General features: G+C 62.6%; 21 protein-coding genes. 16 read left to right on the top strand and 5 right to left on the bottom strand.

The annotated features are described in order from the left end of the window. Positions 1–580: 580 nt before the first annotated feature. The 5 genes from G5533_RS06345 (at position 581) to G5533_RS06365 (ending at position 7,059) form a co-directional block, all read left to right on the top strand. The gene (locus G5533_RS06345; protein WP_441254611.1) at positions 581–2,086 is read left to right on the top strand and encodes a carbohydrate porin; all 1,506 of its coding nucleotides are present in this window, start codon (positions 581–583) and stop codon (positions 2,084–2,086) included. Between the two features lie 115 nt (positions 2,087–2,201). Then, a complete protein-coding gene (locus tag G5533_RS06350; protein ID WP_441254612.1) occupies positions 2,202–3,158 on the top strand; it encodes an aminoimidazole riboside kinase in 957 nt (318 codons plus the stop codon). Positions 3,159–3,241: 83 nt separating this feature from the next. Next, positions 3,242–4,606, top strand: coding sequence for a sucrose-specific PTS transporter subunit IIBC (locus G5533_RS06355; protein WP_421255285.1), 1,365 nt, complete (start codon positions 3,242–3,244; stop codon positions 4,604–4,606). Then, the gene (locus G5533_RS06360; protein ID WP_441254613.1) at positions 4,606–6,021 is read left to right on the top strand and encodes a glycoside hydrolase family 32 protein; all 1,416 of its coding nucleotides are present in this window, start codon (positions 4,606–4,608) and stop codon (positions 6,019–6,021) included. Before G5533_RS06355 ends, G5533_RS06360 begins: the two co-directional genes overlap by 1 nt. A gap of 27 nt (positions 6,022–6,048) precedes the next feature. Next, positions 6,049–7,059, top strand: a complete 1,011-nt coding sequence (locus G5533_RS06365) for a substrate-binding domain-containing protein (protein WP_021231153.1) — start codon at positions 6,049–6,051, stop codon at positions 7,057–7,059. A 92-nt stretch (positions 7,060–7,151) separates the two neighbouring features. Here the strand turns inward: G5533_RS06365 and G5533_RS06370 are convergent, their stop codons facing one another. The 3 genes from G5533_RS06370 to G5533_RS06380 all read right to left on the bottom strand — a co-directional run bounded on the left by G5533_RS06370 (position 7,152) and on the right by G5533_RS06380 (position 9,121). Further along, positions 7,152–7,880: an MgtC/SapB family protein gene (locus tag G5533_RS06370; protein ID WP_201990472.1), complete on the bottom strand. Its 729-nt coding sequence runs from the start codon at positions 7,878–7,880 to the stop codon at positions 7,152–7,154. A 228-nt stretch (positions 7,881–8,108) separates the two neighbouring features. Further along, the gene (locus G5533_RS06375; RefSeq protein WP_201990470.1) at positions 8,109–8,513 is read right to left on the bottom strand and encodes a hypothetical protein; all 405 of its coding nucleotides are present in this window, start codon (positions 8,511–8,513) and stop codon (positions 8,109–8,111) included. 422 nt (positions 8,514–8,935) lie between these two features. Next, a complete protein-coding gene (locus G5533_RS06380) occupies positions 8,936–9,121 on the bottom strand; it encodes a YgaP family membrane protein (RefSeq protein WP_201990468.1) in 186 nt (61 codons plus the stop codon). Between the two features lie 88 nt (positions 9,122–9,209). Between G5533_RS06380 and G5533_RS06385 the strand changes: the two genes are divergently transcribed. Genes G5533_RS06385 through G5533_RS06425 form a run of 9 tightly spaced genes read left to right on the top strand, consistent with a single transcriptional unit; the run spans position 9,210 to position 18,938 of the window. Next, positions 9,210–9,524, top strand: coding sequence for an ArsR/SmtB family transcription factor (locus G5533_RS06385; RefSeq protein ID WP_005338008.1), 315 nt, complete (start codon positions 9,210–9,212; stop codon positions 9,522–9,524). Further along, entirely contained in the window at positions 9,524–9,937 is a 414-nt protein-coding gene (locus G5533_RS06390; RefSeq protein WP_168176940.1) for a YeeE/YedE family protein, read from the top strand. The genes G5533_RS06385 and G5533_RS06390 overlap by 1 nt, the downstream gene beginning before the upstream one ends. Positions 9,938–9,950: 13 nt before the next feature. After that, positions 9,951–10,421 (top strand): DUF6691 family protein, encoded by a 471-nt coding sequence (locus G5533_RS06395; protein ID WP_421255287.1) that lies wholly within the window; start codon positions 9,951–9,953, stop codon positions 10,419–10,421. A gap of 41 nt (positions 10,422–10,462) precedes the next feature. Further along, positions 10,463–11,518, top strand: coding sequence for an efflux RND transporter periplasmic adaptor subunit (locus G5533_RS06400; RefSeq protein WP_441254641.1), 1,056 nt, complete (start codon positions 10,463–10,465; stop codon positions 11,516–11,518). Beyond that, on the top strand, positions 11,511–14,675 hold the full coding sequence (locus tag G5533_RS06405) for an efflux RND transporter permease subunit (protein ID WP_441254614.1): 3,165 nt from the start codon (positions 11,511–11,513) through the stop codon (positions 14,673–14,675). Before G5533_RS06400 ends, G5533_RS06405 begins: the two co-directional genes overlap by 8 nt. A 27-nt stretch (positions 14,676–14,702) precedes the next feature. Next, positions 14,703–15,842, top strand: a complete 1,140-nt coding sequence (locus G5533_RS06410) for an efflux RND transporter periplasmic adaptor subunit (protein ID WP_441254615.1) — start codon at positions 14,703–14,705, stop codon at positions 15,840–15,842. Then, the gene (locus tag G5533_RS06415; RefSeq protein WP_421255290.1) at positions 15,835–16,524 is read left to right on the top strand and encodes an ABC transporter ATP-binding protein; all 690 of its coding nucleotides are present in this window, start codon (positions 15,835–15,837) and stop codon (positions 16,522–16,524) included. Before G5533_RS06410 ends, G5533_RS06415 begins: the two co-directional genes overlap by 8 nt. Further along, a complete protein-coding gene (locus G5533_RS06420; RefSeq protein WP_421255291.1) occupies positions 16,525–17,739 on the top strand; it encodes an ABC transporter permease in 1,215 nt (404 codons plus the stop codon). After that, a complete protein-coding gene (locus tag G5533_RS06425; RefSeq protein WP_441254616.1) occupies positions 17,739–18,938 on the top strand; it encodes an ABC transporter permease in 1,200 nt (399 codons plus the stop codon). The genes G5533_RS06420 and G5533_RS06425 overlap by 1 nt, the downstream gene beginning before the upstream one ends. A 51-nt stretch (positions 18,939–18,989) precedes the next feature. Here G5533_RS06425 and G5533_RS06430 read toward each other — a convergent pair whose 3' ends face one another. Next, on the bottom strand, positions 18,990–21,452 hold the full coding sequence (locus G5533_RS06430; protein WP_421255293.1) for a diguanylate cyclase domain-containing protein: 2,463 nt from the start codon (positions 21,450–21,452) through the stop codon (positions 18,990–18,992). 430 nt (positions 21,453–21,882) lie between these two features. Here G5533_RS06430 and G5533_RS06435 point away from each other — a divergent pair, with 430 nt between their 5' ends. Together G5533_RS06435 and G5533_RS06440 are read left to right on the top strand one after the other, a co-directional pair. After that, on the top strand, positions 21,883–22,899 hold the full coding sequence (locus tag G5533_RS06435) for a lipoate--protein ligase A (RefSeq protein ID WP_441254617.1): 1,017 nt from the start codon (positions 21,883–21,885) through the stop codon (positions 22,897–22,899). A gap of 218 nt (positions 22,900–23,117) precedes the next feature. Continuing rightward, positions 23,118–24,812 (top strand): pyridoxal phosphate-dependent decarboxylase family protein, encoded by a 1,695-nt coding sequence (locus tag G5533_RS06440; RefSeq protein ID WP_441254618.1) that lies wholly within the window; start codon positions 23,118–23,120, stop codon positions 24,810–24,812. Positions 24,813–24,970: 158 nt separating this feature from the next. Here G5533_RS06440 and G5533_RS06445 read toward each other — a convergent pair whose 3' ends face one another. Then, positions 24,971–25,600: an NAD(P)H-binding protein gene (locus G5533_RS06445; RefSeq protein WP_288726925.1), complete on the bottom strand. Its 630-nt coding sequence runs from the start codon at positions 25,598–25,600 to the stop codon at positions 24,971–24,973. Between the last annotated feature and the right edge of the window lie 83 nt (positions 25,601–25,683).

The following is a 25,683-nucleotide window of genomic DNA, read 5'->3' on the forward strand; positions in this document are numbered from 1 at the left end:
GAGCTCAACAACCTACTGTCATCTGATGAATTGCCCACTGATGGTCTCCGTTATTAATCAATGCTGCGATGCTACTGGAATGGTTCTTATTGGTAAATAATTAATCCACCGCCAGAAACATTTAGAAACATCTTTATTGATATTTTGGTAATTGAACGACAGGAATGTCGCGTATTCAGCCATATCGCATGCGTGATCGGTATTATTTACGCTGCTTTGTAGCCGAACCTGATGGTGTAATGCGTGTAACAATCTCCACCAACAGAATGACGCATAGGGTATGCCGATACCTGGCAGACCCATCGCCAGCACCCTGATCCGGTTGGTGGTGAGGTGCCCCCCTTCCTATTCACATTGTCAGGGTCGCTGCTCGCAGAATCGGGATCCGCCTTATTGAGTGGATCCTGATGAGGGATCCTCCTCACAACTCCCGCCAATTCCTGCTGTACAAATGTTATCCCGCTCACACTATTGCTGAAACGGTTTAGTTGTCATATTGAGTTAGCTAAATTGGTTTAGCTATGCTCTGGCTGTCGATAACAACAGCGCCCGTCCGGGCCACAGATGACAGGTGAGGAAGATGATGATGTTCAAGAGCAAGTTGGCGCTGGCGGTAGCGCTGGGATTGGGGATGAGCAGCCCGCTGTGGGCGGCGCAGGCGAGTATTGCAGGTGAGAGTGTCGAGGCCAGATTGGCGGCGCTGGAGGCGCGGGTACAGGCAGCCGAAGCGAGAGCCGAGGCGGCAGAGAGCCGTGCCAGTCAGGCGGAAGTGAAGGCGAGCGCGGCGAGTGAGCAGGCGCAGGCGGCCGACAACCGCAGCCAGAAGATGGATGAGAAGACAGCAGGTGCCCAGGGCTTCGAGTTTCACGGCTACGCCCGCTCGGGCCTGTTGGTCAACGGCAATGGCAACGGCGGGCGCGGCGGCCCCTACATCACGCCAGCCGGTTCGGTGGGCGGGGCCGTCGGTCGCCTTGGCAATGAGGATGACACCTATATGGAGGCCAACCTGCTGAAAACCCAGACCTTCGAGGATGGCAGCTGGGCCCGCTACAAGCTGATGCTGGCAGACGGGGTGGAGACCAGCAACGACTGGACCGCCAGCGATTCGAGCCTCAATACCCGTCAGGTGTTTGCCGAGATCGGCAATCTGGCGAGCTTCGACGGCCCCTTCAAGAATGCGGTGCTGTGGGCGGGCAAGCGCTTTGATCGCGACAACTTTGACATCCACTGGCTCGATTCCGACGTGGTGTTCCTGGCCGGTACCGGCGGCGGTGTCTACGACGTGCAGCTGGCCGATAGCTGGAAGGCCAACTTCTCTCTCTATGGCCGCGATTACGGCGACATCAGCGCCAGCGGTCTCTCCGATATCGAGAGCTACATCCTCACCATGAACAACCGCGTCGGTAACTGGCAGTGGATGGTGAACGGTCTCTCGGCAAAGGACAATGACGCCCGCATCAATGACAAGGGGGCGGGCAGCGAGGCGGCGGACAAGGGGGCACACACCCTGCTGGCCTACCACGGCGAGAGCTTCTTTGGCCTCAACCCCGGTTTTGCCAAGGCGGCGGTGCTGTACGGTCATGGGCTGGGGGCCGAGGTCAAGGGGCTGGGCTCTGACAGCGAGCTGTTGCCGGACGCCGATTCGGTGCGGGTCGCCGTGTTTGGCGCTACCGATCTTAATCCGCGCTGGCGTTTTGCCCCGGCCCTGCTGGCCGAGCAGAGTCAGGATCGCTACGTGAAAGGGGACGAGTACCGCTGGCTCACCTTCAATACCCGGGTGGCGCAGGTGCTGAGCCAGAACGTCGAGCTGGTCTACGAGGCGGCCTGGCAGTACATGGATCTCGATCCCAAGGGCTACAAGGGACGCCAGGCGGTGAACGGCAACTTCACCAAGCTCACCTTCGCCCCCACCTTCAAGGCGCAAACCGCCGGTTTCTTCGAACGTCCCGAGCTTAGGGTGTTCGCCAGCTGGATGGACTGGTCCTCCGAGCTCGACAACTACGCCAGCGACGATGCCATGGGCCAGAGCAACTTCACCGCCGGTGGCGAGTGGAACTTTGGTGTGCAGATGGAAACCTGGTTCTAGTTCGTTATCCCGATCACAAAAATGGCAACCGGTGCCGAGATCTGCTGGTTGGCTAAAACGGTTTAGCTGATAATGCCAGCCAACAGAACAGAGTTCGGGTTTGACCGTGGATCCGATGCAGCAGTGGAGTAGCAAGGTGACGAATCGAGTGTGGGTAATGGGGGATGCGGTGGTGGACTTGATCCCGGAAGGGGCGTTGCACTACCTCAAGTGTCCGGGTGGCGCGCCCGCCAATGTGGCGGTTGGTGTGGTACGGCTGGGTGGCGATGCGGCCTTTATCGGCCGGGTCGGTGCCGATCCGTTCGGCCGCTTTATGGCCGACACCCTGAGCGGGGAGGGGGTGGATGTGGCCGCGCTGCGGCTCGATCCAGACCATCGCACCTCTACCGTGCTGGTGGCACTGGATGATGAGGGGGAGCGCAGCTTCACCTTTATGGTGCGCCCCAGTGCCGACCAGTTCCTCACCCCAAATGAGTTGCCCCGCTTCGATGCCGGTCAGTGGCTGCTCACCTGCTCCATCGCGCTCGCCAACGAGCCGGTACGCACCAGCTGCCTGCAGGCCATGGCGGCTATCAAGGCGGCAGGAGGGCGGGTCTGTTTCGACCCCAACCTGCGCCCCGAGGTGTGGGGCAACCCCGCCGAGATGCTGCCGCTGGTGCGTCAGGCCATTGCACAGGCGGATGTGGTCAAGCTATCCATCGAGGAGCTGCAACTGCTGAGCGGTGAGGATGATCTGGCCGCCGGGCTCGCCACTCTCTCTGGCCCGGCGCTGGTGCTGGTGACCAGAGGGGCGGCCGGTATGGTGGCGCGTCTGGGTGGCGAGCTGCTGGAGTGGGTGGGGCAGAAAGTGACGCCCATCGACACCACGGGGGCGGGGGATGCCTTCGTCGCCGGTCTGCTGGCGGCCCTGGCCGGGCGTTCGTCGCTGCCGACGCTGGCCGAGTTGCCCGCCATTCTGGCTCAGGCTCACGGCTGCGGGGCGCTCGCCACCACCGCCAAGGGGGCGATGACGGCGCTGCCGACCCGCTCCGAACTGGATGCCTTTTTGCGATCAAGCGCAGATGGCTGTTGAGCTGAGGCTAGAAGCCCGGCTCGACAGCCCCTACTCTCATGTGACAAGGGCCCGCCAGCGTGGCGGGTCATAAGAGGAAGAATATGAATATCAGTGCGATAGCCAAGGATCTGGTGCCCCTGCTGGGGGGCAAGGAGAACATCGTCAGCGCTGCCCACTGCGCCACCCGGTTGCGGCTGGTGCTGGCCGATGACAGCAAGGTAAACAAGGCCGCCATCGACAAGCTGGAGGGGGTCAAGGGGTGCTTTAGCAACGCGGGCCAAATTCAGGTGATCTTCGGCACCGGTCTGGTCAACAAGGTGTATGCCGAGTTTGTGGCGCAGACCGGTACCGGCACCGCCAGCAAGGCGGAGCTGACCGACATGGCGGCGGCCAAGCTCAACGTGGCCCAGCGGTTGGCGCGAACCCTCTCCAACATCTTCGTGCCGATCATTCCGGCCATCGTCGCCTCGGGCCTGCTGATGGGGCTGCTCGGCATGGTGCGCACCTACGGTTGGGTCAATGCCGACAGCGCCCTGTTTGTGATGCTCGACATGTTCAGCTCGGCGGCCTTTATCATACTGCCGATCCTCATCGGCTTTACGGCGGCGCGGGAGTTTGGCGGCAATCCGTATCTCGGGGCGACCCTCGGTGGCATCCTCACCCACCCGGCGCTGACCAACGCCTGGGGCGTGGCCGGTGGCTTCAAGACCATGGACTTCTTCGGGCTGGATGTTGCGATGATCGGCTATCAGGGCACCGTCTTCCCGGTGCTCTTGGCGGTCTGGTTTATGTCCCATCTGGAGAAACAGCTGCGCAAGCGCATTCCGGATGCGCTGGATCTGATCCTCACCCCGTTTTTGACCGTCATCATCACCGGTTTCGTGGCACTGCTCTTTATCGGCCCGGCGGGTCGGGTATTGGGGGATGGCATCTCGTTCGGTCTGAGCGCCCTCTATGAGCAGGCGGGCTGGCTGGCGGGGCTGGTATTTGGCGGCACTTACTCGCTTATCGTCATCACCGGCATCCACCACAGCTTCCACGCCATCGAGGCGGGGCTGCTGGCGAATCCGCAAATTGGCGTCAACTTCCTGCTGCCCATCTGGGCTATGGCCAACGTGGCGCAGGGCGGGGCTTGCCTCGCGGTCTACTTCAAGACTCGCGATGTGAAGATCAAGGCCATTACCGTGCCGGCGGCCATGTCCTGCCTGCTGGGTATCACGGAAGCGGCGATCTTCGGGGTGAACCTGCGTTACATCAAACCCTTCCTCGCCGGTCTGTTTGGCGGGGCCTGCGGCGGTGCCTACGTGGTGGCGGCCAAGGTGGGGATGACGGCGGTGGGGCTGACCGGTATTCCCGGCATGGCCATCGTCCAGCCCATGAGCCTTATTCATTACATCATCGGGCTGGTGATCGCCTTTGGTGCCGCCTTCGCAGCTTCCTACCTGCTCAAGTACAAGGTGGAGTGATGAAGGAAAGCGATCTTCTCAACCAGATTGTCCGGTCGCTGCTGGCCGGACAGCTCAAGGCGGCGGCCGATCCCCATCGGCCGCGCTGGCACCTGGCAGCCCCGGTGGGGCTGCTCAACGATCCCAACGGCTTCATCGAGCACGGCGGGCGCTACCACCTCTTCTACCAGTGGAACCCGCTCGGTTGCGAGCACCGCAACAAGGGCTGGGGCCATGTCACTTCCACCGATCTGCTGCATTGGCAGCACGAGCCGGTGGCGCTGTTGCCCACCGAGGACTATGAGAGCCACGGCTGCTATTCGGGCTCTGCGGTGAGCGACGAGCAGGGGCATCTGACCCTTATCTACACCGGCAATGTCAAATACCCGGATGGCAGCCGCACCGCCTATCAGTGTCTGGCCCGCGCCGACGGTGAGGGTAGTTTTGCCAAGCTGGGGCCTGTGCTGGATCTGCCCGAAGGCTACAGCGGCCACGTGCGCGACCCCAAGGTGTGGCATGACGGCCAGCAGTGGCTGATGGTGCTGGGGGCCCGCACCCTGGATGACAAGGGCGAAGTGCTGCTCTATCGCGGCGACACCCTGCAAAGCTGGCAGCGGGTGGGCCCCATCGCCGGTAGCGGGCGAGGGGGGCTGGGTGAGTTTGGCTATATGTGGGAGTGCCCGGATCTCTTCCCGCTGGGGGAGCGCTATGTGCTGATCAGCTGCCCGCAGGGGATTGCCCCACAGGGAGAGGATTATCTCAACCTCTACCAGTGCGGCTGGCTGGCGGGTGACTTCGACGGCGAGCGCTTCGAGCACGGGGCTTTCCACGAGCTGGATCGGGGCTTCGAGTTCTATGCGCCGCAAACCACCCGAGACAGTCAGGGGCGCCGCCTCTTGTTTGGTTGGCTGGGGCTGCCGGAGGAGAACGAGATGAGCCAGCCCACAGTCGCTTACGGCTGGATCCACCAGATGAGCTGCCCGCGGGAGCTGTTCTGGCAGGATGAGTGGCTCTGCCAGCGGCCGGTGGCCGAGCTCGCGGCATTGAAGGGAGAGTTGACCCGTTTCGAGGGGACGCTTGGCGAGTTTCCGGGGCTGGCCATCGACTCGGCCTGGCTCGATATGGAGCTCTGCGGTGAGGGGAGTCTCTGGTTCGGCGCCGTGGCCGAGCTGGTGTGGCAGCCGGGGCGCCTCATCTTGCGGCGCCAGAACTGGCAGAGCGGAGCGTGGGAGACCCGCAGCAGCCCATGGGCTGGCGGGCGGATCACCGTGCTGTGCGATCGCTCCAGTCTGGAGTGTTTCATCGATGAGGGTCGTCACAGCCTGTCGGTGCGCTACTTCCCCGGGGAAAAGCCGCAACTTTCATCAGGTAACGGCGATGATGGCTGCAAAATTTGCCTCAATCACTGGCCGCTGTCGGCGTGCCTAGTACAATAGCCCGGTTCTAGTCAGCCGGGAGGCCAGGTGGAGAAGAAGAAACGGATCACGATTGCCCAGATCGCCGAACTGGCGGGGGTGTCCAAGGCGACCGCCAGTCTGGTGCTCAACGGGAAGAGTGCGGAGTACCGCATTGCCGACGATACCCGCAAGCGCATTCAGGCGGTGGCGGAGGAGTGTCACTACCTGCCGAGCTTTCATGCCCGCTCCCTGCGCGAGACCCGCAGCTACACCTGGGGGTTGGTGATCCCCGATCTCACCAACTTCGGTTTTGCCCGCATCGCCCGCGCCCTCGAGGCCCACTGCCGAGAGGCGGGCATCCAGTTGCTGATCGCCTGCTCCGAAGATGATCCCGCCCTCGAGCAGCGGGTGGTGGACAACCTCATCAGCCGTCAGGTGGATGGGCTGATTGTCGCCTCCAGCGGCCACAGCGATGATATCTATGCCCGCATTCACGACCGCCTGCCGGTAGTACAGCTCGACCGCCATATTGGCGAGTCGCGCCTGCCCATGGTGATCTCCGATGCCTGCAAGGCGACAGCCGAGCTGGTGCGGGACATGGCCAGCGAGTGCGGCGAGCAGATCTACTACTTCGGTGGCCTGCTGGATCTCTCCCCTAGTCGTCACCGGCTGGCGGGCTATGAGCTGGGGCTCCATCGCGCCGGTTTTGAAGCCGATGCCGCCCGGGTGCGCCATCGCGACTACCAGCCGAGCTCCGGTTATCAGCTGATGGCTGAGCTGGTGGCCGAGCTGGGAGCGCCCCCCAAGGGGCTCTTTACCGCCTCCTTTACCCTGCTGGAAGGGGTACTGCGCTACCTCAACGAGGCGGGGTTGATGGAGACAGGGATGCGGCTGTGCACCTTCGACGATCACGACCTGCTCGACTGCATTCCCATGCGAATCGACTCGGTGGCGCAGGATTGTCCGGCGCTGGCCCTCGCCGCTTTCGAGCTGATGCAGCAACTGATTGCGGGCAATCCCCCGGCGCAGACTGCCCAGGTGATCACCCCCAGGGTGCGCTGGCGCAGCCGCCGCTAGCCACTCTTCGCCCATCCCATATGAGAAAGCCCCGCCATTGCTGGCGGGGCTTTTTGCCGTTGGTGGATGGAGCCATGACTCTGATCGACAACTCAATCCGTGGTGCTGGCGCGCCAGAATATCTGCTTGATATGGGGATGAATGCCGAGTTTCACCATCAGGGCGTCGAGCTCGTCACCATCGATGGAGGTAGCCAGCAGCACCGCCGAGATCTCCAGATCCCTCTCGCCAAACGGCTCGATGTCGAGCTCGCTCATGGGATAGTTGGCCTGCTCCAGCATCTCCTCGAGCCAGTGCAGCACCTCCTTCTGATGCTCGCGCGGGGTCAGGGCTGTCACCTTGTAGGTAACTTCTGTGTCCAGATTGTCTACCGGGCGACGGTTGATCTGGTTGACCAGCGGTCTCAGCAGGGTGTTGGCGGCCAGCACGAACAGGGCGCCCAGAATGGCCTCCATGGCGAGCCCGGCGCCACAGGCGGCGCCGACCGCAGCGACACCCCACAGGGTGGCGGCGGTGTTGATGCCACGGATATTGCCCGACTCGCGCATGATGACGCCAGCGCCGAGAAAGCCGATGCCGGAGACAATATAGGCCACCACATGGACCACGTTGTAGTTGCCGCCGTGCAGGTCATAGATTCGCTGGGCCAGGCTGACGAACAGGGCGGCTCCCACGGCGACCAGCACGTTGGTGCGCAGGCCCGCGGTACGTTGGCGGTACTGGCGCTCCAGCCCGACCAGACTGCCGAGCACAAAGGCGAGCAGCAGGCTAGCCAGAGTGTCGAGCAGTGAGAGCATGTCTAGTTGTTGCCACATCTTCATGGCGTACTCCTTCTTATGAAAGCTGGCTTGGCACAATCCATGATGAAACGCCGGGTGGCGGATGGATCAGAGGGGGATTGAGCGGATGGCCAGCAGAAAAACGCAGCGTCCCGGGTTTAGCTTCCGGGGCGCGAGCATCATCAGATGCCCTGACGCTCGGAGAGGACGCAACAAGTGGGGCCAGCGTGGCTGGCCCCCTGAACGGTCGTTAGTGCAGCAGGATGTGCGTCAGTTGAGTTCGGGAGCCGTGTCGATGCGCGGACGCAGCTCCCAGCGCACCGGATGCGCTACTCCGACCTGATGAACAAACTGCACCAGATAGCGGCGCTGGGGTGGAGTGCAGTGCACATTGAGCACCAGCTCTCGCCCGCCGCTGCGACCCGGTTTCATCGATTGCATCGGTTGCAGTCCGGCCGGTTGCAGGGTGTGGCTCACCATATCCAGCACTTGCTCCATATCGGCGCGATCCTCGCAACGGATCTGCAGCCTATAGTGGTGCTGGCGCGGTTTGCCGCCCAGCCAGCGTGGCAATATGCCGCGCCCCAGCTTGCTCAGCAGGGGGTGAGCCCGGGGTGCAACAGAACCTGTTGCGACCACGCGATCCGCAGCCGGTTTGATTGAGATAAAACGCATAGCAGCCTCCTTGTGGGAAGCAGAAACTATGCAGGCAAGGTGTCATGGCAAAGCCAGATCACCTGACGTCAAGTGTGAAAAAAGAGAAGAGGGGAGTGGATTTCCGCTTCTCGCAGGGTTGCGAGCATGCGGCAGAGAAAGACCTGCGGCTAGCTCGCGACCTTGGTACCGACGATGAGGGTCGGTCTACAACTGTCACTTGATGAGTTGCCCACTGATGGTCTCCGCTGTGTTAAGAACGGCAAAATGGTACTCATCCAGAGCGGTGAGGTAAAGCCTTATCGACCTTCCAGCAACATTTAGATACAAGTTTGTCAATAATGGGGCCGACTGGCTACCTCCATAAGCATCAGGGAGCGACGATAGCCATCGCCGCGCGATGACGCCCCGCTAGCAGGACCGCCCCTGTCTTGCGCGACCTGTTACTTCAGCCCCAGGCGCTTGAGGAGCATGGCGGCCGGGCAGAAACCGGTGAATGCGCTCTGGATCAGGTTGACCCCGACAAAGGCACTCAACCAGACAAAGCCCGGATGAACCCAGGTGGTAAGGATAAGCGAGAGCAGCAACATGCAACCCGCGACGATTCTGACTCCGTTATCTACTGTCATGGTCTTTCTCCTTATCTACTTTAGATATTGCTAATTTAGTGTTGTTTTATACAATAGAACAAATATCAGCAATTGCTAATTTACTCTTATGAGCCAATTCGACGAGATGAACAGACATGCGACAGCCGCCGCCTCCCTGCTCAAGGCGTTGGCTCATCCCGAACGCCTGATGGTGCTCTGCCAGCTGGTGGAGGGGGAGAAGGGGGTCGGGGAGCTGCTGGCCCATAGCCAACTCGGGCAGTCGGCGTTTTCCCAGCAGTTGTCGGTGCTCAAGCGCTACGGCCTGATCCGTTCGCGCAAGGTCTCCCAGCAGATCTACTACTCGCTGGTGAGCGAGGCGGCTGCCGATGTGCTGGGGGCGCTGCAAACCCATTTTTGTCACTCAGAAAATAAGGAATCTTGATGATGGAAAGCCAATGGCTGCTCTCTTTGGGCGGTGGCATGCTGGCGGGGCTGTCGGCCCTGATCCTGATGTTGTTCAACGGCCGGGTTGCCGGGATCAGCGGCATTCTGGCCGGTGCGCTGCAACACCGTACGCCGTGGCGGGTGCTATTTCTGCTGGGGCTCGGGGCGGGCGCCTGGTTGGCGCTGACTCTGGGTTGGTCCACCATGCCCGCATTCACCACCTTGCCCGGCTGGCCTGTAGTGCTGCTGGCCGGTCTGCTGGTCGGCATCGGTACCCGTCTTGGCAATGGCTGCACCAGCGGCCACGGCATCTGCGGTATGGGGCGGCTCTCCCTGCGCTCCATCGTCGCCACCCTGACCTTTATGGCGGCAGGCTTTATCACCGTCTTCGTCACTCATCATCTGCTGTAAGGGGCTGATTGCCATGAAGTTGCTGACAAGTTTGTTTGCGGGTGTGTTGTTCGGACTGGGGATGGCCATCTCCGGCATGATGGATCCCGCCCGGGTCACCGGTTTTCTCGATCTGGCCGGGGCCTGGGATCCCAGCCTCGTCTTCGTGATGGGGGGCGCCCTGCTGGTCTTTATGCCGGGTTACTTCCTGCTGGTGAAACCCCGCCGCCAGAGTGTGCTGGGGGAGCCCATCGTCGCCGTACCGGCCCCCAGGCTGGATCGCCGGCTGATCGGCGGGGCGGCGCTGTTTGGCATCGGCTGGGGATTGGTGGGTATCTGCCCGGGGCCTGCTCTGAGTCTCATTTCCAGCGGGCAGCCCATGATAATGTTGTTTATAGCGGCCATGGTGGCCGGGATCTTGCTGTTTGACAAAGGACTGGCCAGGGTGCTGACCAAGGCGCCAGCTCGGGGAGTGGATAAGGTGCGCCAGTCCCATACCGCCTGATCCCGTGAAGTGACAGATTACGCCAGGGAAGGAGAGTAATGATGGAAAAGATCCGGTTGCTGGGGATCACCTTGTTGGTGATGACATCGCAGGCCATGACATCCCCCCTGGCCTTTGCCGCGGACGGGGAGCCTATTGCCCCACTGACAGTGCCCCTGTTGACAGTGGCGCCACAGGCGGTGACCGACTGGCTGACGCTGGATGGCACCGTCAGTGCCATCAACCAGGGGACGGTGGCGGCCCAGACCAGCGGCCGGGTCTCCCGCATGCTGGTGGATGTGAACGATCAGGTGCAGGCGGGACAGCCGCTGCTGGAGATCAGCGGCAAGGAGCAGTTTGCCGCCGTCACGGGTGCCGAGGCGCGACTGGCCAGAGCCAAGGCCCAGCAGGTGGAGGCAGAGCGCCAGCTCGCCCGCTTTCAGGCGCTGATTGCCAAAGGGGTGATCACCCGCGCCCAGCTCGACAATGCCCAGGCGACTGATCGCGCCGCCCGCGCCGAGGTCAATGCGGCCGATGCGGCCCTCACTCAGGCCCGCGAGGCCTACGGTTATACCCGTATTCTGGCCCCTTACGCCGGAGTGGTGACCAAACGGCTGGTAGAGCTGGGGGAGACTGTCGCCCCCGGCACCCCTCTGCTCTCCGGCTTCTCCCTAGACACACTGCGGGTGGAGGTGGAATTGCCCCAATCCGCCCTGACGCTCGCTCGGTCACCTGCTGATGTGCAGGTGCTGCTGCCGGATGGCAAGTCTGTTATCCCGGTCAAATTGACCCGCTTCAACTATGCCGACAGCCAGAGCCACGCCTTCAGGTTGCGCCTCGACTTGCCGCCGCAAACCACCGGGGTATTGCCCGGCATGTGGCTCAAGGTGCAGCTCAAGCAGGGTGAACGTCAGGTGTTGCAGGTGCCGGATCGCGCCCTGCTGCGGCAAGGGGAGTTCAACGGTGTCTATCTGCAACAGCCCGCTGGCTGGGCCCTGACGCCGGTGCGGGTAGGCCATTGCTTTGAAGGGCAGTGCGAGATCCTGGCCGGTCTGCAAGCCGGTGACAAGCTGGCCCCCGATGGCTGGGCGCAGCAGCAGGAGATGGCCCATGAGTAGCGAACTGAACAGCAACAAGGAGAGGCTGGGGCCTGCCGGTCGGCTGGCTGCGCTGTTTCAGGGCTCGGCCATCACTCCGCTGCTGGCACTGGTGGGGCTGCTGCTCGGCCTGTTTGCAGTGCTGGTGACTCCCAAGGAGGAGGAGCCGCAGATCGATGTCACCTTCGCCGATGTCTACATTCCCTTCCCGGGGGCCAGCCCGGCTGAAGTGGCCTCTCTCGTCACCACCCCTGCCGAGCAGGTGGTTTCCCAGATAAAGGGAATTGATACCCTCTACTCTTTTTCCCAACCCGATGGCGCCCTGCTGGTGGTGGTATTCAAGGTAGGGGTGAGCCGCGAACAGGCCATCGTCGATCTCAACAACCAGCTCGACTCCAACCGCGACTGGTTGCCACAGGGGATCGGAGTCGGTCAGCCGCTGGTGAAACCCCGGGGGATCGATGATGTCCCTATCGTCAGTTTGACCTTATGGAGCAAAGAGGGGAGCAAGCAACTGGGGGCTCCCGAGTTGACCCAGGTCGCCCATGAGCTGGAGACCGAACTCAAGCGCATTCCCGGTACCCGCGATATTTACACGCTGGGCAGCCAGAGCGCCGTGTTGCGGGTGATGCCGGATCCGGCGGCCCTCAGCGCCCACGGCATCAGCTGGGGCGATCTGAGCCAGCGACTTGCGGCCGCCAATCAGGTGGGCCCGACACAGGCCATCGAGCAAGATAACCGGGAGATCAAGGTGCAGGTCGGGCAGTTCCTGCAAAGTGAGCAGGAGGCTAGAGAACTGGTGGTGGGGCTGCACGACGGCAAGCCGGTCTATCTGGGAGAGGTGGCCAAGGTCTCTCTGGGTCAGGAGACTCCGACCAAGCGCAGCTGGATGGGGCTGGGGCAGGCCAGTTATCCGGCGGTGACCCTGGCCATCGGCAAACAGCCGGGCCAGAACGCGGTTGATGTGGCCAAGCGGGTGGAGGCGCGGGTCGAGAGTTTGCAGAACCGACTGATCCCTGCCGGGGTCAAGGTGACGGTGACCCGGGACTACGGCGTTACCGCCGAGACCAAATCCAACACCCTGATCGGCAAGCTGATTTTTGCCACCACGGCGGTGGTGCTGCTGGTACTGGTGAGCATGGGTTGGCGCGAGGCGCTGGTAGTTGGCGTTGCCATCGTCATCACCCTGGCGCTGACCCTGTTTGCCAGCTGGGCCTGGGGCTTTACCCTCAACCGGGTGTCGCTGTTTGCGCTGATCTTCTCCATCGGCATTCTGGTGGATGACGCCATTGTGGTGGTGGAGAACATCCACCGCCATCGCGGTTTGGGCAAGGGGGCGCTCAAGGATCTGATTCCGGGGGCGGTGGACGAGGTGGGGGGGCCGACCATACTGGCGACCCTGACCGTCATCGCGGCCCTGTTGCCGATGGCCTTTGTCAGTGGCCTGATGGGCCCCTACATGAGCCCCATCCCCATCAATGCCAGCATGGGGATGCTTATCTCCCTGCTGGTGGCCTTTATCTTCTCCCCCTGGCTGGCGAGCCATTTGCTCAAGGATTCGGCGCACGGTGCCCACGGCGAGGCCAAGGCGGGTCTTTTTCACCGGCTGATGACCCCTTTCCTGATCGGTGATGGCGCCAAGCGCGCCAGACGCAAGCTCTGGCTGGCGGTGTTGCTGCTGGTCGGGGCGGCTACCGCCATGCCGTTGGTGCAGTGGGTGGTGCTCAAGATGCTCCCCTTTGACAACAAGTCGGAATTTCAGCTGGTGCTCGATATGCCGGAGGGGGCGACCCTGGAGCAGACCGAGCGCACCCTGCTGGCGGTCGGGCGGGAGCTTGCCAAGGTGCCCGAGGTGAAGGATTACCAGATCTATGCCGGTACCGCGGCCCCCATCAACTTCAACGGGTTGGTGCGTCACTACTTTATCCGCAGCGGCGCCAACGTGGGGGATATTCAGGTCAATCTGGTGGACAAGCATGAGCGGGATCGCAGCAGTCACCAGATTGCCCAGTCGGTTCGGGAGCCGCTGCAGGCCATCGCCAGTGCGGCAGGGGGTAACCTGAAAGTCGTTGAGGTGCCGCCCGGCCCGCCGGTCTGGTCCCCCATCGTTGCCGAGATCTATGGCCCGACTCAGGCCGCCCGCGAAGCGGCGGCGCGCGCCGTACAGGCCCGTTTTGTGGCCACGGCGGATCTGGTGGATGTGGATATCTATCTGACCGACCCGCAGCCCAAGTGGCGGCTGGTGGTGGATCGCAGCAAGGCGACCCTGCTCGGGGTCGATCTCGGGGATCTGGTGAATACCCTCAATGGCGGGGTGGGTTATCAGGATGCCAGCTGGCTGCAGGGGCACGGCGCCAAGTATCCGGTGCCGATCCGCATCGAACTGGCTCCCGGTGACAAACGGGAGCTGGCGGGTGTGCTGGCCCTCAAGGTGCGCAGCCAGAGCGATCAGCTGGTGCGGGTCTCCGAGCTGGTGAGTCGCCGTGATGAGGTGGCCCCCAGCTATATCATGCACAAGAACATGCAGCCCATGGTGATGGTGGTGGCCGACATGGGTGGCCATACCGACAGCCCGCTCTACGGCATGTTTGCCGCCGGTGCCGACATCGACCTGCCCCAATATTACGTGCAGCAGCCCGACAAGCTGGGGGAGGTGGCGCTGTTGTGGGACGGGGAGTGGAAGATCACCTACGAGACCTTCCGCGACATGGGGATTGCCTACGGGGTGGGAATGATCCTCATCTACCTGCTGGTGGTGGCCCAGTTCCGCTCCTATCTGGTGCCACTCATCATCATGGCTCCCATTCCGCTCACCATCATAGGGGTGATGCCGGGCCACGCCCTGCTGGGAGCCCAGTTTACCGCTACCTCGATGATCGGGATGATCGCCCTGGCCGGGATCATCGTACGCAACAGCATCCTGCTGGTGGACTTTATCGAACAGCAGCGCAGCGCCGGAGTGGCGTTCGAGCAGGCGGTGATCGAAGCGGCGCAGGTGCGGGCCAAACCCATCATGCTGACGGCGCTGGCGGCGATGATCGGGGCTCTGTTTATCCTCGATGATCCCATCTTCAACGGACTGGCCATCAGCCTGATTTTCGGGATCCTGGTCTCCACTTTGCTCACCCTGGTGGTGATACCCTTGCTCTATTATGCCCTGCTCTCCCGACGCTCATGACGGGAGTCACTAGCGAAAGGATGCGCGATGAAGAGAGGTTGGTTGTGGTGGGGAAGTGGCGCCGTGGTAGCGGTGGCTGCGGCAGCATGGTGGTGGCGACCGCAGCCGACGCCGATCAGGCTGGCAGAGGTCGCGCGGGGGGATGTGCTGGTCACCGTGGTCAACACCCGGGCTGGCACCATCAAGTCGTGCCAGCGGGCCGGGCTCAGTCTGCCCGGTGGCGGCGTGGTGGAGCAGATCGCCGTCAAGGCCGGGGAGCGGGTGGCCCGGGGAGATCTGCTGCTGACCCTCTGGAGTGACGATATTCACGCCGATCTTGCCCGTGCCCGTGCCCAGCAGGCCCTTGGCAAGACCCAGCGCGAGGAGCGTTGCAGCGAGGCGGCCTACTACGAGCGGGAGGCCAACCGGCTGGCCACCTTACTGGCCAAAAACCTCACCTCCCGCACCCTCGCCGAGCAGGCCCAGAATCTGGCCGATACCCGCCGCTATGTCTGCCGCGCATCCCGCCAGCAGGAGCGGGTTGACGAGGCGCAGGTCGCCCAGGTGGAGGCACGCTTGAGCGAGCGCCGCTTGCTGGCGCCGTTTGCCGGAGTGGTGGCGGAGGTCAACAGCAAGCTGGGCGAATACATGACCCCCTCACCGCCCGGAGTGGCCATGCCCCCCGTTATCGATCTCATCGACGATCGCTGTCTGTATGTCTCAGCCCCCATCGATGAGGTGGATGCCGCCCGCCTCAAGGTGGGGCAGTCTGCCCGGGTACTGCTCGACGCCATGCCCGGGCGCGATTTTGCCGCCACCGTCACCCGCATCGCCCCCTATGTGAAGGAGCTGGAGAAGCAGGCCCGCACCGTCGAGGTGGAGGCATCGCTCACTGCCCTGCCCACCGATGTGCCCCTGCTTATCGGCTACAGCGCCGATCTTGAGGTCGAGGTGACCCGCGCCACCGATGTGCTGCGGGTAGCGGCCAGCAGCCGGGCCGACGATGGCAGCGTGCTGCGGCTGGAAGGGGATAAGCTGGTGCGGGTGGTACCCCGCTGGGGCGTGGAAAACTGGAACTGGATTGAGGTGGCCGAGGGGCTCGCTGCCGGTGATCGGCTGGCAGCCCAGCCCGGACAGATTGTCGGGGAGGGCCCTTTCAGCGCCGCCACGGAGCAGACGGATGAGTGATCTCATTCGCCTTGAGGCCGTCAGCCGACGTTTCACTCTGGGGGGGAGCGAGGTGGCTGCCCTCGACCGCGTATCCCTGCAGGTTGCCGAGGGGGAGTATCTGGCGGTGATGGGCCCCTCTGGCTCCGGCAAATCGACCCTGCTCAATGTGCTGGGGCTGCTGGATCGGCCAGACGAGGGGCGCTACTGGCTGGGAGGGGAGGACACCGCCACCCTGTCAGAGCCAGCGCTGGCCCAGCTGCGCGGCCATCGCATCGGTTTCGTGTTCCAGTCGTTTCACCTTATCTCCCGCCTCACCGCCCGTGAAAACGTCGAGCTGCCGCTGATGTTGTGCGGGATCGCCCCCGCCGAGCGCCATCGTCGCAGCCAACGACTGCTGGGGGAGCTGGGGCTGGAGAACCGGGCCGGACACCGCCCTGCCGAGCTCTCCGGCGGTCAGCGTCAGCGGGTGGCCATCGCCCGGGCCATGGCGATGGCGCCGCGGCTGATCCTGGCCGACGAGCCCACCGGCAATCTCGACTCCCGTTCCGGGGAGGAGGTGATTACCCTGCTGGAGGGGCTCAACCGGGAGCAGGGGATCACGCTGGTGGTGGTGACTCACGACCCGCGCCTCGGTGAGCGGGCGGGCAGACGTATCCTGATGAACGATGGCCGTATCAACATTGATAGCGGCGGTAGCTGAATGCGGCGCCCCGATGTGATCCGCTTTGCCGCCGTGGCCTTGCTGCGTCAGCGTTCACGGGCGCTGGTCTTGATCCTGGCGGTGAGTCTGAGTGTCACCTCGGTGCTGCTGCTCACCGCGCTGGGGGAGGGGGCGAGGCGCTATGTGGCGGACCAGTTCAGCTCCCTTGGCAAGGATCTGCTGGTGATGTTCCCGGGCCGCAAGGAGACCACCGGCGGGCTGCCGCCGGTCACCGGCAACAGTCTGCGGCAGATCACCCTCGATGACATGCACTACCTTGGCCAGCACCAGCCAAACGTGCGGCTGGTGCCGCTGGTGATGGGCTTTGCCGAGGCCAAACAGGGGGCGCGGTTGCGTCAGACCATGCTGCTTGGCAGCAGCAACGGGCTGCGCGATACCCACGGGCTGGAGCTGCTCTCTGGCCGCTGGCTGCCGGGGGATGCCGCAGAGGATCGCCCGGCCGTTCTGCTCGGGGCCAAGGTGGCCCGTGAGCTGTTCGGTCAGGTCGATCCGGTCGGACAGTGGCTGCGTTTTGACAATCGCCGCTTTCGGGTGGTAGGGGTCTTCACCAGCCAGAGCAGCAATCTGGGGATGGACATGGCCGAAGCCGCGCTGATCCCGGTCGGTAGCGCCATGCGGCTGTTTAATACCGAGGGGCTGTTTCGGCTGCTGATCCAGCCGCTGGCGGGGCAAGCGGTGCCGCCGCTGGTCAAGCGACTGGAGCAGCTGATGCAGGGGCGCCACGGGGTGCTCGATGTGACCGTGGTGCGCCGTGACGCCATGCTGGCCACCTTCTCCACCATTCTCTCGACCCTCACCTTGGCGGTTGCCGGCATCGGCGCCATCAGCCTGCTGGTCTCCGGCATCATGATGATGAATCTGGCGCTGATCAGCACCCGCCAGCGCACTGGCGAGATCGGCCTGCTCAAGGCGCTGGGGGCCGACAGTTGCCAGATCCGCCAGCTGTTTTTGTGGGAGGCACTGCTGCTGAGCGGCAGTGGCGCGCTGTTTGGCACTGTGTTGGGCTATGCCCTGGTTGGCCTCGTCGGAGTGATTTGGCCCGGATTTCCGGCGGCGGTCCCTCTGCTCGCTACTTTCTGCACCATACCGGCGGCCCTGCTGACCGGGCTGTTTTTTAGCTGGTTGCCCGCCTCCCGGGCGGCACGGCAAGATCCGGTCAACAGCCTGCGCAGCGGGCAGTGGAGCGGTGGCTGATGCGCGCTGTCGATCTGCTGTTCTGGCTCTGGCGTGCCTTGCTGGCGGGGCGCAGTCGCAGTCTGCTGTCGGCGCTCGGCATTGCCATCGGGATCGCTTCGGTGACCCTGCTTACCGGCATCGGCGAGGGGCTCAGGCTCTATCTGCTCGACAGCTTCTCCCAATTTGGCACCCGGTTGATCGCCGTGACCCCGGGCAAGACCGAAACCGCAGGCGGCCCGCCCGGCATCCTCTCCAGCAGCCGTCCCCTGCTGCTGGAGGATGCCGATGCCCTCGCCAGATTGGCAGGGGTAGAGGCGGCGCTCCCTGTGGTGCAGGGGCAAGGGGAGGTGCGCAGCCGCGGATTGACCCGCAGCACCGCCATTCTGGGCACCGGTCTGGCTGCGCTCTCAGGCTGGCGGCTCACCCTGGAGCAGGGGCGTTTTCTGCCTGCGGATGACAGTGCCATGCCCCGCGCCTATGCGGTGCTGGGGGCCAAGGTGGCGGCTGAGCTGTTTCCCGGTGGCGATGCGCCGGGCAGTCTGCTGCGGGCCGGTGATCGCCGTTTTCGGGTGGCCGGGGTGCTGGCGCCCAAGGGGCAATTTCTCGGCTTTGATCTGGATGACATGATTTATCTGCCCGCCGCTCACGCCCAGGCGCTGTTCAACAAGGAGGGGCTGCAGGAGATCGACGTCATCTATCGCTCCGGACAGACGGAAGCCGATATCACCGCCCAGATCCGGCGGGTGCTGATCGCCCGCCACGGCGCCGAGGACTTCACCCTCACCTCCCAGCAGGACATGCTAGCCAGCCTCGACAAAATACTCTCCATCATCAAGCTGGCGGTTGGCGGGCTCGGCATTATCTCGCTGCTGATCGGGGCGGTCGGCATCTTCAGTATCATGAGCATCGCCCAGCAGGAGCGGATCCCCGAGGTAGGCTTGCTGATGGCGTTGGGCTGTCCGCGGCGGCGCATTCTATTGCTGTTCCTGCTCGAAGCCGTGGTGCTGGCGCTGCTGGGCGGAGCCATGGGACTGGCCCTGCTCGGCGGGCTCAAGCTGCTGCTCACTCTGCTGGCGGCCGGCTTGCCGCTCACCCTCCATCCTCTCTATCTACTGCTGGCGCTCGGTTGCAGCGCTCTGGTTGGTCTATTGGCCGGGGTTGCTCCTGCGCTACGAGCTGTGCGTCTCGATCCCGTGGTTGCCCTGCGCGGTGACTAGGTCGCCCCTTTCGCAAGAGGCGCGTTACGCTCGGGTCTTAGCAGAGGGGGACTAGGTGACCCCCTCTGCAACCGGCACGCTGCGCTCAGATCTGAACAGAGGAAAGTAGCGGCGATCCGCCTGACTCATGTGGCCGACCACCAGCTCCTGAATGATGAAGTTGAGCAGCTCGTCGTTGCCCAGTCTCCCCGCTTTGGCGGCGTGCAGCAGCTGGCCAGCCTTGTTGAGCAGGCGCTGGTGATCCTGACGGTGGCTGACGAGTTCCCGATAGTCGATCTCCGCCAGCATCTGCTCTTCAAAGGCGAAATGATGGCGGGCCATGTCGAACAGGCTCTCCAGACTCTCCAGAAACGGGGCCGGATCCTCGTGCTGATCTTTCATCCGCTCCAGCAGCCGGTTGGTCAATACGAAAAGCTGGCGATGCTCGGCATCGATGCGCGGGTGACCGCACTCGTGGCCGGGTTGCCACAGCAGGGCGCCCTGCTCGGGATCAAGGCCTTCGGTAAAGAGGCAGACCCGGCCGCGGCCGCGATTCTTAGCCTGATACATGGCCTGATCGGCGTGGTGCATCAGGGTTTTGGCATCCTCTCCGTGCTCGGGATAGAGCGCCAGCCCGATACTGCTGGAGATGAGCAATTCCTGCCCCTCCAGCTGAAACGGATGGCGCAGCTGCTGGTGCAGCTTGTCGGCCACCGCCAGCACTTCGTCGCCACTCTCCGGCAGCAAGATAACGAACTCGTCGCCCCCCAGCCGTGCCACCAGATCCTGTTTGCGCACGCAGTGGCTCATCCGCTCGGCCACCATATTGAGCAGAATATCCCCGGTCTCATGGCCGAAGGTGTCGTTGATCGGCTTGAAGTGATCGAGATCGATAAACATCAATGCCAGCGGACGGGGTGTCTCCTGCTCCATCAGCTCCTTGAGCCGTTGCTGCAGCAAGCGGCGATTGGGCAACCCGGTGAGGGGATCGTAGAAGGCGAGGCGGCGCATCATCTCCTCCCGTGCTGCCCGCTCGGTGATATCCCGGGTGACCCCGAGGATCGCCTCCGGCTGGGCATTGTGGTTGCCATGGAGGGTGGTGATGGTCTCGGTCGCCACCAGATGGCCATCCTTGTGGCGCAGTTGGGTGCGAATGACCCGGCGGGTCTGGTCATGCTCTCCCCGCTGCCATGCCTCCAGGGTGGCGGAGATCTCCTCACGCAGCAGTTGCCTTGAGGCATCCGGCAGCAGCTGTTTGAGGGGCAGGGCAAACAGCTCTGGAGCCTCGTAGCCGCTTAGAGGAGTGATGGCCGGGCTGACATAGCGAAAGCGCAAGCTGGCTGCATCCATGGTCCAGATCACATCGGCGCTGTTCTCCGCCACGAAGCGATAGTGCTGCTCGCTCTGGGCCAATTCACGGGTCAGCCGCTGGCGATCCCGCGCCTCCTGGCGCAGGCGCAGATAGAGGTGCAAGAAGATGCCGAGCAGGGTCATCAGGGTAAAGGTGATGAGCATGGCCACCGCCACGCTCTTGTCGAGCAGTTGCCGTTGCTGGCGCAGCCGCTCCTGAGCCGGGTCGTAGATAAAGCGGTCGAGGTTGGGCAATACAGTGAGCATGCCCGCCTCCAGATAGGTTTTGGCGATCTGCAGCCAGCGCTCCTGCTGCATGTAGCCAGGTTCGATAAGGTCGGGCTGCATCAGCTCTCTGGTTTCGCGAGCCTCGAACTCCAGCTGTTCACGGCCAGCCCCGGTCGGGTACTGCTCCATGATGAGGTTGATCATCTCTTCGGGGTGGTCCATCGCATAGCGCCACCCCTTGAGGCTGGCCTGCTGGAAGGCGTAGACCCGATCCTGTCGGGTGATCAGCTCCCGCTCGGAGGTAAACAGGTTGTCGCCGTAGAAGTCGAAGTCGATGGTGCGCGGACTGAAGACCCGATAGGGGATCCCTTTTTGTTGCAGATAGAAGGGCTCGGTAGTGCTGTAGGCGCTGATGGCATCCACCTTGCCCGCCAGCAGTGCCTCTATCCCCTGTTTGTAGGGGAGGGTGACCCAGTTGCGGCTGCGGGTCTGGTGAGAAAGGTAGGTCAGCAGCTCGTTGGAGCCAGGCTCCAGCATCAGTCGCTTGTTGGCCAGATCGGCCGGGTTGCGAATATCTGGCCTATCCAGCGTGAGCAGAACCAGCGGCGAGTGCTGCAGCAGGGCGGCGAGCACCACCACCGGACGACCGGCAGCCCGATCCAGCAGCAGATCACTGCCGCTGATGCCAAAATGGGCCTTTCCCGAGATCACCTCGCTGACCACATCGGTGCGGGAGTCCGCTTCGCGCAGGGTGACATGCAGACCGGCCTCCCGATAAAACCCTTTGGCGATGGCCGCGTAGTAACCGGCAAACTGGAACTGGTGTTGCCACGGCAACTGGACGATGACCTGCTCGCCGGCTCGCACGGGGGGAGAGGTCAGGGTCGCGATGACCATACTGACCAGCATTGGCATAAACCAGCTGAGGGGCTGGCGGGGGGCTGCGTTCTCCGTCATACAACGTTTCTCTCGGGAGCGATGTCTAGGCTAGATTCAAGCAATTTTGTGTCACCTGCAAGGGGAGAAAAGGCGTTTGCAATAGGGTATAGGGGGGTTGGAAAGTCATTTTTGTGTCGTTCATCACACGTGATGGATACATGCCGTTTTTTTGCAAGTTATGTGACCAATAAGAGAGTCATATGGCCTATCGAAGTGGTCGCATTCTAGCCACTTTTTCCCGTTTTTATCGTTGTCATTGTGGCTTGACTGCATTTTTTCCGTGGTTGCACGTCAAGCTGTGTCGTTATATCAATAGATACTTTTATGGGGCGGTCAGGTGTGACGCAAATGTGTCGTGGCTGCTGCGCACTGGTTAATGTGCAACGGTTCAGTGATGGTAGCCCGTCAGTGTTATCATGCTGTCCCCAGTTCCGGATAAGGTCTTTTTATGTCCCGCTTGCGTCTGCTTGTCTCCGACTCTCACGATCCCCTGTTCAATCTGGCCGTTGAGGAGTGCATCTTCCGCCAGATGGACCCCGGCCAGCGGGTGCTGTTCCTCTGGCGCAATGCCAATACCGTGGTGATTGGCCGTGCCCAGAATCCGTGGAAGGAGTGCAATACCCGCCGCATGGAAGAGGACGGGGTGACCCTGGCGCGTCGCAGCAGCGGTGGCGGCGCCGTGTTCCACGACCTTGGCAACAGCTGCTTCACCTTCATGGCGGGCAAGCCGGAGTATGACAAGAGCGTCTCCACCGCCATCGTGCTGGATGGGCTCAAGCGATTGGGGATCGAGGCGTTTGCCTCCGGTCGCAACGATCTGCTGGTGGTCACCCCGGACGGGGAGCGCAAGGTATCGGGGTCGGCCTATCGGGAGACTCTGGATCGCGGGTTCCACCACGGCACCCTGCTGCTGGATGCCGATCTCGGCCGCCTTGCCAACTACCTCAACCCCGACCCCAAGAAGCTGGCGGCCAAGGGGATCACCTCGGTGCGCAGCCGGGTGGCCAATCTGTGCGAACTGCAGCCGGGGATCGACCATCAACAGGTGAGCGAGGCGCTGCAGGAGGCCTTTTTCCATCATTACGGCGCGCGAGTTGAGCCCGAGCATATCTCCCCGGAGCAGATGCCGGATCTGCCGGGCTTTGCCGAGACCTTCGCTCGCCAGCGCAGTTGGGAGTGGAACTATGGCCACGCGCCCGCCTTCACCCATCTGCTGGAGGAGTGGTTCAGCTGGGGCGGGGTGGAGCTGCACTTTGATGTGGAGAAAGGGGTCATCACCCGGGCGCAGCTCTTTAGCGATACTCTGGAGCCGGCCCCGTTTGATCGGCTGGCGGCCGAACTGGCGGGTTGCGGCTATCGAGCGGAGGCTGTTTCCGCGCGCCTGCAGCCCTGGCTGGCGGCCTTTCCGCAGCAGCAGAGTGAGCTGACGGAGTTTGCCGAGTGGCTGTTGGCCTCCCTGCGTTGAGGGCTGCGCTGATGGCGGTCCGGTAGTGAGGGCGCTGTCAGCCAGGATGGGAGCAAGATCACGAAATATAAAGAGGCGCCTCAAAGGCGCCTTTTTGCCAGCCCTTGTGATGGCTGATACATGACAAAAAGTAGGGTAGGCCATTAGATATTGTCACTGTTGGCCCCGCTGACACAGGGGTATAACGGCCGCACATTTGCTGTACTAATGGTATAAAAATGAGTGACTTAGTTTATCTTAAAGACGACAGCGTCAATGCCGTCCACCCCGATTTCTCCGCCCGTTTCGCCACCGTCAAAGCCAACTTTTTCTCGCGTAATCCCGATCTCTGGCCCGTTTTTCGCGAACCCGGATTTGCCACCCTCAACGAATTTCGGGCCCGTGGCCTGGCGCCGGATGCCCGCCTGAACGCCTGGCCTGATGGCCGTGCCCGCCTGGCCGATCTCTGCGAGACCATGCCGGTGCCTGCCACCATGCGCACCCCGGGCGAGCCGATGGCCGAGTTGCTGTTTGCCGCTGCTCTATCGAAGGATTGGGAGAACCCCTCCAGTGTCGAGAACGTCATCACCATGTCGGCGGATCCCGCTATCTATGGCGCCCAGATGGGTATTCTGGCCAACCCCAATCTGGTCTACTCCGAATACGCCGGAGTGGCCGAGGAGCTGGAGAAGAAGGTGGTGCGCCAGATAGCGCTGCTGGCGGGTTACGACCCGGCTCGCGCCACCGGCATCTTCACCCAGGGGGGGACCTTCTGTAACCTCTACGGCTACTTGCTCGGCATTCGCAAAACCTTGCCGGAGGCCAAGCACAAGGGGCTAGGCCACTATCAGGATTACCGCATCATCAACTCCCAAGGCGGTCACTACTCCAACATCACCAACCTCTCCCTGCTCGGGGTCGACATCGAGAACAAGACCATCCGCATTCAGGTCGGCGAGAACAATGACATCGATCTCGACCACCTCGAGCGCACCCTGACCGCCTGTTTTGCCCTGAAACACGTGGTGCCCACCATCATGCTCACCATGGGCACCACCGACACCTTCGGGGTAGATCAGGTGAAACCAGTGTTCGAGCTGCGCAATCGCCTCTGCGAGCAGTTCGAGGTGGCGGTCAAGCCCCATATCCACGTCGATGCCGCCATCGGCTGGTCGATGATCTTCTTCCTGGGTTACGACTTTGCCGCCAACCCGCTCGCCATCAACAGCGCCACTCTGGCGGGGATCGAGCGCAACGTGGCGCGCTTTGCCGAGCTCAAATATGCCGACTCCTTCACCGTCGACTTCCAGAAGTGGGGCTATGTACCCTACACCTCCAGTCTGGTGATGATTAAAGAGCAGGATGACCTCAAGGCGATGGAGAATGACCCGGAGAACTTCTCCTACTTCGAGCGGGATATTCAGGGCCAGACCCACCTGCAATCCACCATCGAGTGCTCCCGCGGCGCGAGTGGTCTGTTCGGTGCCTATGCGGCGCTCAACTATATGGGGGTGGAGGGGTATCGCACCGTGCTGGCCCACTGCCTGCAAAATGCCAACTACTTCCGCTTCCGGTTAAGCCAGCTGGGCAACGTCATGCTGGTGGCGCAGGAGAATCAGGGGCCGAGCGTCGGCTTCAAGATCTACAACCCCGAGTGGGTGAGCGATCCGGAGGCCGAATTTGCCTTCGAGCTGGCCCGCTCCAGTGACCCTGCCTACAAGGTGCGACTGCAGCGCAATACCGATTACCACCGCAGCCTGTTCAAGGGGCGCGGCAAGGTGGGGCTCTACACCAACTGGGTGGAGGCGGTGGCCCATTCCGACTATGACGCCCGTGGCAAGTACTCCTACATCGCTGGGGAAAAGGCAGTCTTTATGAACCCTGCCTGCACTCGCGAGCAGATCGACGCCTTTATCGACCATATTCGCGGTTGATGGATGTTGCCCTGACAGTCGAGCGCGGCCTGTGATGGCAAGAGGCGGTCAGGGGACCTCGCCAACAGATAAACAAAGGGCAAGCCAATTGGCTTGCCCTGCTGTTTTTGCGGCTCTGTTTTTGCAGCACTGTGCGTAAGTAGTAGGGAAGGCCTAGTTCAGAGGGTCAGCAGTTGCTCGTTCTCGACAATCTCGCACCCAGCGGGCAGTTTCGAGAGGGCGATCATGGCGCGGGCCACCTGACGGGCCTCGATGGCGCGCCAGCGGGCGAGCTTGCCCACCAGCAGTGGCCGAAACAGTGGGTAGATGGTCTGAAAGATCTGCTCGGAGAGGCGCGGTGGCTGGCGATCCCCGAGCAGCATGGCGGGCCGTACGATGGCGAGCCGTGGCCAGGATTGGGCCAGCAGGGCCTGCTCCATCTCCCCCTTGGTTCGCGGATAGAGAGCCGGGGACGATGCACTGGCCCCCATGCTTGAGACCACGATGAGCCGTTGACAACCGTGGCGGCGGGCCAGATCGGCAAAGGCGACCACATAGTCGAGATCGACCCGGCGAAACGCCTCGGCAGAGCCCGCCTCCTTGCGGGTGGTGCCGAGGGCACAGAAGGCGATATCCACCGGGCGGGAGAGTGTGACGCTGGCCAGATCATCAAAATTGACCGGTAGCCAGTGGTGCGCCTCCTTGCCCGGCTTGCGACAGAGCAGGGTCAGTTCATGTTCGGCAGGCAGTTGCTGCACCAGTTCGCGACCGATCAGGCCGCTGGCTCCGGCAATCAGGATCCGGCTCATGGTGTTCTCCCGGTTTCATTCGATGATGGTTCTGATCAGCATCAGCCAATTTGCAGGCAGCTGCAATGGGAGGATATGACACG

Origin of the sequence: Aeromonas sp. A600620, assembly GCF_029479985.1 — a bacterium.
In the GTDB taxonomy this organism is placed as follows: Bacteria; Pseudomonadota; Gammaproteobacteria; order Enterobacterales; family Aeromonadaceae; genus Aeromonas; species Aeromonas veronii_A.